This window comes from Paenibacillus faecalis (assembly GCF_900289175.1).
Lineage (GTDB): Bacteria > Bacillota > Bacilli > Paenibacillales > Paenibacillaceae > Paenibacillus_AQ > Paenibacillus_AQ faecalis.
In genome coordinates, this window is the sequence record NZ_LT985747.1 from 1,545,102 (window position 1) to 1,556,064 (window position 10,963).

Sequence of the window (10,963 nt, forward strand, 5' to 3'; positions counted from 1 at the left end):
TTATGCCTCCTTCTTGAACAGATCCATAGGATTCATCGAAACCAAAAGCGCTCCGATAGTGATAATAATTGCGCCGGCAATTACCGTCGGAGTCAACGTATCACCGAGGAATATAGCGGCAAAAACAACCCCCCAGAGCACATATGTAATGTTTAGCGACATTCCGACGGCAACGCCAACCATATTGTTGGCCATATACCATGTCAGGAAAGAAATTGCCGTAAACAGAGCCGCAATCGCAATAATGAGCATAGGCGATACGGAGCCGAGCACGGAAGCAAAAAGATCCGTCGCGCTGAAGAGAGGCAGAACCACTGCAATATAAACGATGCCGGAAACGCCTTCACGAATGGTAATGGCGATATTGGAATCGATCATGGACATGCCGAAAGCGGAAAATACGCCTTCAAGTCCCCAGCCAACTGCAGCCACCAGAGCAAAAACAATACCCAATGTGAAATTCTCCGTGCCTCCTTCAGGCTTGACATAGGAAATGAGCGCCGCTCCGACAACACAGATGAGCATGCCGATAGCCACTCGTTTATCAATCTTCTGCTTCAGAAACATTCGTGCAAAAATAGCCCCAAACATCGGACACAGCGCCGAAATGGGGATAGCCGCCGCTCCAGCCATATCAATCCCGACCAGATATGCCCCGTTTGCAATCGGGCCGCCAAACAGCGCGGCCAGTGCAACCATCAACCCCGGTATAGTTACCAGACTGCGTCCGATTTCTTTGGTCCTTCCTTTCATAATGTTCCAGATCACAAGCCAGATCGCCGCCAGAGTATCATTGATCGCTGATGCCACAAGCGGCGCTGCAAACGCCCCTACGACTCCCAGGAAAGGATCCTTCATCATAGCCACGGCGACGACGGTACTGTAAAGGCCAAACGTAATTCCGGAAATCAGTCCGTAAGCGATTCCATTTCTTCTAAAACGACCGTCCATCTTTCGTTTCAGCATGGCGGCCGTAGCCACAGGAGCTGCAACTGCTTCCTTCATCATCCACACACCTCTATTATGCAAATTTATTTTCATTGTATAGCAAGGTGGACATTGCGATTGAGACTAACCGTACTTGATTGTTGCACTACCTGAATCACTTTTTCTCCATTCTGGTACTATTCGTACTTTTAGGACGATAAAGTGAAAAAAAACCTCCCACCCGACAGCTCATCGGGGGGGAGGCTCCTTTAAAATCATCTATTGATCGTTTTTTTGAACCTGGGTAAGGATGCTTTTTTTGTATTCCTTCGGTGTCATATTCTTTTGCTTGCAGAATACCCGGTTGAAATAAGACGGATCGGTAAAGCCGCATTCCGCGGAGATGCGAAAAGCTGGATATCCGGTAGTCTCCAGAAGTTTGCATGCATGCGCAATCTTAAGCCTGTTCACATAATCCGTATAAGTAACGCCCATCTCCTTTTTGAATATGCGGCTAAAATATTGGGGGTTCATATACACATGATCCGCCACCATTTGTAAGGTCAGCTTTTCTTTGTAATTCTCTTGAATATAATCGATGGCTTTCTCAACAAAGTGCTGACGCTCTTGAACTGGTTCTATCGGAGAATCATCCATTAAACCATTTCCTTCTGGCTTTGCGGCCTGCTCCAGCACATTACAAATCATTTGCCGCAATATTCCCGGCTTGACCGGTTTAAGCAGGTATTCATGCACCCGCAGGCTGATTGCGGCCTGTGCATAGGAAAAATCCGAGCTGGCCGACAATATGGTCACACATGCACCTGGGAGAAACCGGCGAATCTCCTGCAACGAAGAGATGCCATCCATTTCAGGCAGCGTAATATCCATAAAAATAATATCCGGCCGATATTGCTTGGCGAGCTTGATCGCCTGCAAGCCGGTCTCACAAGTAAGAAGCTGATCATCATCGCGCAGTGTTTCCTGCGCAATGGATTGAAGAAATTCCAGTTCCAGTGGTTCATCCTCTACAATCATGACAACGCTCATGGCATTACCTCACATTGAATTGGGTAGGAATCCGTATATTGACCGTACTCCCACTGTAATCGGATTTCACGATCGATAGCCCATACTCTTCTCCAAAATAACGCTTCAAACGGCTGTCGGTGCTTCGGAACCCTACGCCGATCTTGCTGTCCGGCCGATGGATAACCTTAAGCACCTCCGGCGAGAACCCGTTGCCGTTATCTATAACAGAGATGGTGATATCATTTTTGTACTTCTCAGCAAGTAGACGAATCGTTCCCCCGTCCCGCTTGGGAGTAATTCCGTGAATCACCGCATTTTCCACAATAGGCTGAATGACCATATTGGGAATGCGATAAGCCTTTATATCGTCAGGAATGGAAATGTCATATTGCAAGCGGTTTTTAAAACGCGCCTTTTGTATATATAGATATTTCTCAATGTTATCCACTTCGGATGCAATGGTATGAAGCTGGTCTTCCTGCCTAAGATTGTATCGCAGCAAGTCGGACAGGCAATAAATCAATTCCTCCGTCGTATGGGACTGTTCGAAATAGGCGATGCGGGCAATGGAATTCAACGTATTGAACAGAAAATGGGGATTGATGACAAGAGACATATTTTTCGCCTCCAAATCAATCACCTTCTTCTCTAGCATTTCCTTCTCCACAGACAACCGATTGATGATCCTTGCGTTATCCTGCGTACTTTCGGCGATATCGAGCGCAATATTTCTTGCGATATGATGGCAAAGCTGTTCGTGAATATCCGCCTTGTCCTTGTCAATGGTTTGAAAAGCTGCTATCGCCTTCGCGACAACCTCCAATTCCAACCCCTTCATTTCGGCCAATTCGGCCGTGTTAATCAGATATTTTTGAAATTCCCTCTCCCGTGAATACGCTTGCATCCCTGTTATATAGCCAACTACCTCATCTTTGACTACAATGGGCAGCAAAATATTTTCCAGACCGTAACAGCAAACAAATCGCCCCTGTTCGCCAGAATTAAAGCGCATCACATATTCTGCGCAAGGCCGCGTTTCATTCTCCCAGCAAATATGCCTGCAGAAGTCAGGGGATGGGTTAAACTCCAACAAAATGTCTCCGTTGATATCGTGCAGCAGTAGCGAAAACTTGGAAAGGGAGAGGATGCCGCTGTATCGGGCGTACACTTTGGATGCGATCAGCTTATCAGTTTTCTGCATAAACTCGTTGCACCTTTCACCGAAAATAAACGGAAAAACAGGCGTTACACGCTAAGTTTTCACAAAATAATATGTTTATATTATAGCAATTTTCAGCCTGTTTAGAAAGGGTTCTCCCCTCCCCCTTTAGAACCATGTTTAAAGAAATACACAGTTTCGGCAAAGTTCAGCAAGCGGGATTTTGCAGATAAAAATGCAAAGGCCAAAACTCGTTTTATCGGGTTTCGGCCTGTTTGCAGAACATAGAATAAATTATAGCTTAACAGCGGGAAGGATGCTTTCCACTTCACCATGAGGACGAGGAATCACATGCACTGACACCAATTCCCCTACACGCTGCGCGGCCGCGGCCCCGGCATCCGTCGCCGCTTTCACCGCTCCGACATCACCCCGAACCATCACGGTGACAAGGCCGCCCCCAATCTGTTCTTTACCGATCAAGCTGACATTGGCTGCCTTGACCATCGCGTCCGCCGCTTCGATCGAACCTACCAGACCTTTTGTCTCAATTAAACCCAAAGCTTCCGATTTCATATTCAAACCTCCTAAAAGTTTTGTGAGACTATAGCGACAGCTTACCGAATAAAATTGGCTTCGGAAGCATTCGCTTAGTTGTGATTGTTTAGCAGCGCTAGTTTCCCTGGCAAAACTGCTTTAAAAGCATAGGCTTGCTTTAAATTTTTGAATTATGCCTTAGCAGCAGGAAGGATGTTTTCCACTTCGCCATGAGGGCGAGGAATCACATGCACTGATACCAGTTCCCCTACACGCTGTGCAGCCGCGGCGCCGGCGTCCGTCGCCGCTTTCACCGCTCCGACATCACCCCGAACCATCACGGTGACAAGACCGCCCCCGACCAGTTCTTTACCGATCAAGCTGACATTGGCCGCTTTGACCATCGCGTCCGCCGCTTCGATTGAGCCTACCAGACCTTTTGTTTCAATTAATCCCAGAGCTTCTGATCTCATGTTCATTTCCTCCTAAACGTTTTGTAAGACTCAAGCGCTAGCTCACCGAACAAAACTGGCTTCGGAAGCATTCGCTTAGTTCTTTATAATTTGGACAACAGACGCCGCGGTCAGATCCATGGCGTTTGCTTCTTCAACATCGATATGACAGTCGAGAGCGGCAGAGTTGCTAACTCTGATAACGACCTGGTTGTACCCTCCGCCCCGAGGGCCATCAAACCCAATGCTAACCCGTTCTCCGTCGGTTACGCCAAAGTAACGAGCATCATCAGGTGTCATATGAATATGACGCTGTGCGACCATCAAACCACAGTGAATATAAATGCTCCCCTTAGGTCCAACGAGTGTGATGCCCGGTGTGCCTTCAAGCTCCCCCGACAAGCGAACCGGAGCCTTCACGCCCAACTTGTAACAGTCCCCCCGCAATATTTCCACCTGGGTCTGTTCCCGCACCGGGCCGAGAACCCGTACCTTTTCGATAGCCCCCCTTGGTCCGCAGACCGTAACGGTCTCATTACACGCATACTGACCGGGTTGGGACAACTCACGCGCTTTAGTAAGCGAATAACCAGCTCCGAAAAGCGTATCCACATCAGCCCGGGAAAGATGCACATGTCGGTTCGAAATCCCTAAGGGAATGGAGCGCGGCTCCTCTTCCGGCTTGTCGGCACCGTCGGCACCAGATAAAGCCTCTAGCAACAACGAAAAAACTTTATTATAGTCCTCCACTAACAATCACCGCTTTTTTGCAAAATAGACACCAGCTCATCCACCAAATTCAGCAGCAACGCATCCTCCTGTTGCTTTGGCTGTTGCGGGGAAGGAACAGAATAAGGGCTTGGTGCCGTACAGTCCTTAATGCCATAAGCCACACGCTTGATATTAATTAAATGCTGCGGTCCTACATTATCCGAGGTGGCGCTCCCGCCCCAGGTTCCGCATCCCAACGTGAAGGACGGGGAAAGCCCGGTACTTGCGCCCACGCCGCCCTGAGTGGAACCCGTATTTACCAAAATGCGGAATACCGGTTTTTGTGCAAATTCCATAACCATCTCGTCGTTCTGCGTATGGATAGAGAAGCTGTGGCCCACGCCGCCGTTTCGTAAAAGCCGAATGCTCAAATCGCATGCCTCGCGCCAGTCCTCCACAGTGTAAAACGCGAGCACTGTAGTAAGCTTTTCATAGGACAGCGGGAACCCTGCACCCACGCCCTGCTGTTCTCCTAACAGCACCTTGACTCCTGCCGGAATTCGAATGCCGGCCGCTTCCGCAATCACCTGGGGCGAACGTCCTACCAGCCTCGAGTTCATGGCATGGCCTTTGACAAACAGTTTGGCTCCAACCTTGGCGGTTTCCTCCTCATTCATAAAGTAACCGCCCTGATGCTCGAACTCCGCGATCACCTGAGAACGGATGCATTCCTCTACGATGACAGACTGTTCAGATGCGCAGATGGTGCCGTTATCAAAGGTTTTGCTGGCAATGATATTTGCTACTGCCTTTGGAATATCGGCGGTGCGCTCTATGAAAGCCGGTACATTTCCCGGTCCCACTCCAAGCGCAGGCTTTCCCGCACTGTAGGCGGATTTCACCATTGCAGATCCGCCCGTAGCGATAATCATGGCGATTTCATCGCACTTCATCAGTTCCTGCGTCGCTGGCATGGAAGGCTTGGTAACGCAGCCAATGATTCCTTCGGGAGCTCCTGCCTCAACAGCGGCAGCATGCATCAATTCCGCGGCCCGCCTAATGGATTTCAATGCAGAGGGATGAGGCGAAAAGACGATTCCATTACGGGCCTTAATCGCAATGATGGATTTAAAAATCGTAGTGGATGTCGGGTTGGTTGATGGGATAATACCCATGAGCAGCCCGACCGGCTCGGCGATCTCCATCATTTGGTTCGTCTTGTCCTCGCGAATAACCCCAATGGTTTTCGTCTCCCGAATGGATTCATACAGCTCCGTGGAAGCCAGTCGGTTTTTGAAGATTTTATCCTCTATCTTGCCAAAGCCGGTTTCCTCCACAGCCAGCGCAGCCAGTTCGGCAGCGTTCACCTCCGCGGCCCGCACCATGTTTTGCACGATTCTGTCGATCTGTTCAGCATCATATCCGGCAAGGATGTCAGCGGCCGCTTTGCCGGCTCGTGCCAAGACCCGCGCTTCCTGAATCGATTGCAGGTCATAATCATAATTTTCCAAGCAGAAAACCTCCTTTTGCTTATTGCTGATAATATTGGCGCAACTGCTTAAGCAGCTTCACCTTATTTGCCTTGGAAATTGCCGTGGGGCTCATTCCAAACGCATCACCGCACTCCTTGGCCAGCCCTCGCAGATTCACGACGGTCATGGTTTCCAGCAGTTCCATCGCTTTGTCAAGCCCAGACTTCTCTACCATCTCATCGATCCTATGTTTGGACGGGCTGTCAAACGCTGCCGGATCTCCACTGTCCCTTTCCGGACTGACATCTTCAGAAGCAATGTTCGGATCGGTATTGGCTGCTGACACAGGAATGCTTCTTTCGCCCCCGCTATCGGTTGGAATATTGGGTGCTTCGTCCAACTCCGGCACTTGCTCTGATGTCTGTCCCGCCGCCTGTTCCGGCATCTGTTTCACCGTCTGCTCCGGCGTCTCCTCCGCTGCCTGTTCCTGCGTCTGCTTCGCCGCCTGCCACGGCGCCTCCTCCGCTGCCTGCTCCAGCACCTGCTCCGCCGACTGCTTGGGCGTCTGCTCTACAACCTGCCCATGCGGAATCGGTTGCACGAGTTCGCCGCTCTCCTTGGCAATATTCGCACCGTTGCGCCGACCGATGATGCGCTCTATGTCGTCGTGGGGCCTTGGGATGACATGCCGGGCGATCAGCACATCGTCGCCCAAGCGTTGCGCTGTGGAAGCGCCTGCTTCCACGGATGCTTGAACAGCGCCGATATCGCCCGTAACCGCAATCGTCACCAAACCTCCGCCCACATTGCATTTTTCCATCAGTTCAACCTGAGCTGTTTTGAGCATAATATCCAGGCATTCAATCGCCGGAAGAAGCCCCCGCGTCTCAATTAACCCAAGCGCCTGCATGCTTTGTCCTCCTTTCACTGCGGCTTCAGATCAGGCCGCTATGCCGGATAGGTCACGTAAAACAGTTTCGCAAAGTGCTGTGCTCCCTTAGTCACTTTGACCCCTTTAGGGATGTAGAGCACGTCTCCCTCTCGGGCAGTGAAGGTTCTGTCGTTCAACGTGACATGGATCGTGCCTTCCAGCACAATATTTATTTCTTCATGGGCCGACTCCCGTTCGAAGCTGGAACGATCGACGGTCAGAAACCCGGCGCCCATGGAAGATTCCGGCTTTCCGATAACCTCTTGACCGCAAACCTTGGCTCCAGAGGTTCCCGTGCTGCAAGCATCCATTTTTACCGTCTGGCCCCGCACAAGCTTAAAGCCGGCTGAATCTGTCTCCGCTTGATAAGGTGGCGCTGGATCTAGTTCCAACAGCTTTTCAACCAAACCTTTTTCCGATAAAATTTTAAAAAATTTGTAAATTGCATTCATGTCGAGATCATCCTGTGTTTCGCAGCCTGCGGCATCCACACCCAAAGTCTCACACGGCGCATCGGTAAACTCCAATCCAAGCTCCTTTGCCTTGTCCCAGGCCGCTGGCGTCACAATCGTGTTGCTATCAATGCAGCATCGCTTTTGTCCGGTGTCTACCCATTTCTCCACGTCCGCAGCGCATATAAGCTTTTTCACAGTTCTCGCCCCCTTTCGCTGCAATTGATTCCTGTTTCGGCATTTATTCGAAAATGCAATCCGAATCGATGATGCCAACGACGACGGCATCCACAGGAACATCGTCTGTTTGCAGCATTTTGCGGGCTGAAGAGCCCGTGCTGACAATCACCCGATCGCCTATGCCGGCTCCGATCGTATCAACCACAATCAGGCGGCGTCCGTCGTCGCCTCCGCCAATAACCTCGGCCAGCATCAGTTTCATTCCAATAAGAGAATCCGCTTTGCGAGTCGACCAGATATTGTGAATCAACTTAGCCGCAATCATGACATTCCTTCCTTCCCGCTTTTCCGCTCCTCCGCTTGATCTCGGCGATGGCATCCTCCACGGAAGCCGTGTCGCCAAAAATAGCGAGAAGCATCATGTTTTGCGGGCAGCTGCCACGGATATCTTCAACGGTCACGCCCACCACCTTTTCAGCTACATCCGCGGCCCAAACCATATCGATCAGCCTTCCCTGGACCAAACCGATCGCATCGCAGCGGGGGACTTCGCGATTGGCAGGCGATCCTCTGCGCCGAAGCAAAATATCCAGCGTTCCCTTGGAAGGAGATTTAATAATCCGAAACTCCATTTATATCGCCTCCTGCGTACAATTCAGAGCGATGCCCAGCGGAGTGACAAACAGGGGATTCACAGGCTTATAGGTAGCGATCCCGGTTTGCCGTTCAATAATGGCCTCTATGCCGGAAAGGCAACAAGTACCGCCCACCAAATACATTTCTTTGACCTCATGACCTGCAACGTGGCGGTTGATAATGGAAGAAACCTTATCAATAACCGGCCGAAGCAGCGGCAGCAATTCTTTGTGGTGAGCGGGATCTCGCTTAAAGTGATCGGCTTCAGCAAGTTCCATATGGTAAGCCCCGGAAATCACCAAAGAAAAGTGAGTACCTCCTGTTGCCTCATCAGCGACATAGATGACCTTTCCATCCTTCAGAATCGATATGCCCGTAGTCCCGCCGCCAATGTCCACAATCGCTCCATCGGATATTTGCAGCACGGCATTAGCCGCCGTAGGCTCATCCAATAAAGCCGTAATCTCAAAACCCGCGGCCTGGACCACATGCTTGATGGCGCCGGCATCCAGCACATCGGTTCCCGGAGGAATCGCTGCAGCCGCATATTCCAGTTGGGTATCCAATTGCTGCTCCAACTGCGCCTTAAGCTCCCTCACGATCTGAATCGCACCCAAATAGTCCACCACCATTCCGTCGCGAACGACATTGGCATACCGGTAAGCACCCGCCACCGGCTGACGGGTATCATCCAACACCGAAAGCACTACACAGGCCGTTCCCAGATCCACCCCGGTATAGTAAAACGAAGACCGTCTTGGAGTCGGCTTTCGGATGACGGCTTCGAATTGCTTTACCAGTTGGTCGCAGTATGCAAAGGGTTTTGTCTCTGGCATGTTCTTCCTCCTTCTGTAGATTGGCAAATAAGCGAACTCAATGCGTTAATCATATAGTTTATTTCAGAAATGATATCTTCCTCCGGCTTTTTCTGGGGGCAACATTCCGCGGCTTCCAGGACCGCTATCCCAAACTCTCGCAAAGCACTGCGCAGACGGTGGAGCAAAGCAATTTCTCTGCCTTTTTCCAGTTGCATGTGAAACTCGGTCACCTCAAAGCAATCTCCCGCATCCTCAGAAAGAGCATCAGCAGAAATACCAGTACACCCCCGAAAAGACAAACCAGCAGCAGATCTACCGCCTCTTTCTCCCTTTTGGAGAGTCAAAAACAGCCTTGATAGCTCCAGCACCTTCTGGGCCAGCAGCACATCCCGCTCCAGCAGTTCCTGCCCGGTGAGCAAAAACAGGGCGGACATGGACTGCATCTGACAGCGGAGCTTCCTGCGCTGCAAGTCCGGTTTTTCCTCCTGTCGCTCCGGATTCGGCGGTGATTGTTCTGTCTCAAAGGTCACCGCGATCTGACGATCTGTTAAAAACTGGCGCGCCTCCGGCGTCAATCGACTTCCATGTTCCACCATGTATGACGTGAAGGGCTTTATCCTGTACATATTGCGCAATTCTATTTCGGTAATAAATTTCATGGTCTCAACTCCACTCTTATTACCCCAAGCGTAAACGGCTTCGCCGTCTTTGACAGGCAAAGCATACGTTTCGCGGAGAAATCTAAGATTAAAAGTATAGTGCAGAACTTATACTTTCTTAGATTTCAAGAGGAAACGGCTTCGCCGTCCTGAATGTCGGGAGCGTTTCCTATAGTTAATCAGGGAAAGCACAATGAAAACTTATACTTTCTGATTAACAGACAAATAACATTTCAACTGCTCGATTCCCGTTCCCCGTGGAAAACTAATGCGGAAAAAAGGTTCAGCTATCCCGATACGTTCCAAAACTTGCACACAGTGCTTCTCATTTTCTGGCACAAGATCGGCTTTCGTTATGACACCCACAACCGGTCTCGTAAAAGAATCTGCAAATCCGGGAGGGTAGACTTCCTGACGCCGGGACTGGTCCACCATGATCAAAATGTGGCTGGCGTTCTGCGCCGTTGCAATCAGATGGCTGTACATCCAGGCGTTCTCAACATACGCGCCCGGCGTATCGATCGTCTTTGGGCCATAGATAACCTCTTGCGTACGCCGCAGCGGGCGATCCACACCGTCAAGCGCATGGGCCAGCGTCGTTTTTCCACAGCCTGTAGGGCCGATCAGCATAATACGCTTTTTCATGTCCGTGTAATCTCCGCCGTCGTAAAGCCCAGTTTGTCGCCAAGTGTGTTATTGATAGCCCGCAGCGCTGTTTCCACACTGGCTACATCCCCCGTGAGGAGCACCGAACCGGTAAAGCGATCCAAAAAACCGATTTCTATACCCGCAACCTTGGTAGCGATGTCCGCGGCAATAATAGAAGTTTCATAGGGTGACAGCGTTAAAATGCCAATAGCTCCCGCGTTATCGATTCCCAATCTGTCATAAATGTCCGGTATGGGCGAAGCAATAATATGGGCCAGCGTCACCTGTTTGCCCGGCACGGATTCCTGGATAATCCGCTCACGATCAGATCCCACAGGCCGCTGCATAA

General features: G+C 50.5%; 15 protein-coding genes. All 15 read right to left on the reverse strand.

Annotated features, from left to right (window positions below; genetic code table 11):
* The 15 genes from C8268_RS07435 to C8268_RS07505 all read right to left on the reverse strand — a co-directional run bounded on the left by C8268_RS07435 (position 1) and on the right by C8268_RS07505 (position 10,961).
* Positions 1–1,008, reverse strand: a complete 1,008-nt coding sequence (locus tag C8268_RS07435; RefSeq protein WP_234032694.1) for a DMT family transporter — start codon at positions 1,006–1,008, stop codon at positions 1–3.
* A 198-nt stretch (positions 1,009–1,206) separates the two neighbouring features.
* The gene (locus C8268_RS07440) at positions 1,207–1,977 is read right to left on the reverse strand and encodes a response regulator transcription factor (RefSeq protein WP_106767082.1); all 771 of its coding nucleotides are present in this window, start codon (positions 1,975–1,977) and stop codon (positions 1,207–1,209) included.
* Positions 1,978–1,981: 4 nt separating this feature from the next.
* Positions 1,982–3,160 carry a histidine kinase gene (locus C8268_RS07445; protein WP_106767083.1) on the reverse strand — a complete coding sequence of 393 codons (1,179 nt, stop codon included), beginning with the start codon at positions 3,158–3,160 and terminating at the stop codon, positions 1,982–1,984.
* Between the two features lie 252 nt (positions 3,161–3,412).
* Entirely contained in the window at positions 3,413–3,694 is a 282-nt protein-coding gene (gene eutM, locus C8268_RS07450; protein WP_106767084.1) for an ethanolamine utilization microcompartment protein EutM, read from the reverse strand.
* A 152-nt stretch (positions 3,695–3,846) separates the two neighbouring features.
* Positions 3,847–4,128, reverse strand: a complete 282-nt coding sequence (eutM, locus tag C8268_RS07455) for an ethanolamine utilization microcompartment protein EutM (protein ID WP_106767085.1) — start codon at positions 4,126–4,128, stop codon at positions 3,847–3,849.
* Positions 4,129–4,203: 75 nt separating this feature from the next.
* Positions 4,204–4,857 carry a phosphate propanoyltransferase gene (locus C8268_RS07460; RefSeq protein WP_106767086.1) on the reverse strand — a complete coding sequence of 218 codons (654 nt, stop codon included), beginning with the start codon at positions 4,855–4,857 and terminating at the stop codon, positions 4,204–4,206.
* Positions 4,857–6,329 (reverse strand): acetaldehyde dehydrogenase (acetylating), encoded by a 1,473-nt coding sequence (locus tag C8268_RS07465; RefSeq protein ID WP_106767087.1) that lies wholly within the window; start codon positions 6,327–6,329, stop codon positions 4,857–4,859. Before C8268_RS07465 ends, C8268_RS07460 begins: the two co-directional genes overlap by 1 nt.
* Before the next feature lie 19 nt (positions 6,330–6,348).
* Positions 6,349–7,218 (reverse strand): BMC domain-containing protein, encoded by an 870-nt coding sequence (locus C8268_RS23600; protein ID WP_272939325.1) that lies wholly within the window; start codon positions 7,216–7,218, stop codon positions 6,349–6,351.
* A 20-nt stretch (positions 7,219–7,238) separates the two neighbouring features.
* The gene (locus C8268_RS07475; protein WP_106767089.1) at positions 7,239–7,871 is read right to left on the reverse strand and encodes a cupin domain-containing protein; all 633 of its coding nucleotides are present in this window, start codon (positions 7,869–7,871) and stop codon (positions 7,239–7,241) included.
* Between the two features lie 43 nt (positions 7,872–7,914).
* The gene (locus C8268_RS07480) at positions 7,915–8,178 is read right to left on the reverse strand and encodes a EutN/CcmL family microcompartment protein (protein WP_106767090.1); all 264 of its coding nucleotides are present in this window, start codon (positions 8,176–8,178) and stop codon (positions 7,915–7,917) included.
* Positions 8,165–8,485 carry a BMC domain protein gene (locus tag C8268_RS07485; RefSeq protein ID WP_106767091.1) on the reverse strand — a complete coding sequence of 107 codons (321 nt, stop codon included), beginning with the start codon at positions 8,483–8,485 and terminating at the stop codon, positions 8,165–8,167. Before C8268_RS07485 ends, C8268_RS07480 begins: the two co-directional genes overlap by 14 nt.
* Positions 8,486–9,325, reverse strand: coding sequence for an ethanolamine utilization protein EutJ (gene eutJ / locus C8268_RS07490; RefSeq protein WP_106767092.1), 840 nt, complete (start codon positions 9,323–9,325; stop codon positions 8,486–8,488).
* Complete coding sequence (locus C8268_RS07495; RefSeq protein ID WP_106767093.1) at positions 9,283–9,966, reverse strand: cobalamin adenosyltransferase; 684 nt, start codon at positions 9,964–9,966, stop codon at positions 9,283–9,285. Before C8268_RS07495 ends, eutJ begins: the two co-directional genes overlap by 43 nt.
* Positions 9,967–10,167: 201 nt before the next feature.
* Positions 10,168–10,611 carry a EutP/PduV family microcompartment system protein gene (locus tag C8268_RS07500; protein WP_106767094.1) on the reverse strand — a complete coding sequence of 148 codons (444 nt, stop codon included), beginning with the start codon at positions 10,609–10,611 and terminating at the stop codon, positions 10,168–10,170.
* Positions 10,608–10,961, reverse strand: a complete 354-nt coding sequence (locus C8268_RS07505) for a BMC domain-containing protein (RefSeq protein WP_106767095.1) — start codon at positions 10,959–10,961, stop codon at positions 10,608–10,610. The genes C8268_RS07500 and C8268_RS07505 overlap by 4 nt, the downstream gene beginning before the upstream one ends.
* Positions 10,962–10,963: the final 2 nt, after the last annotated feature.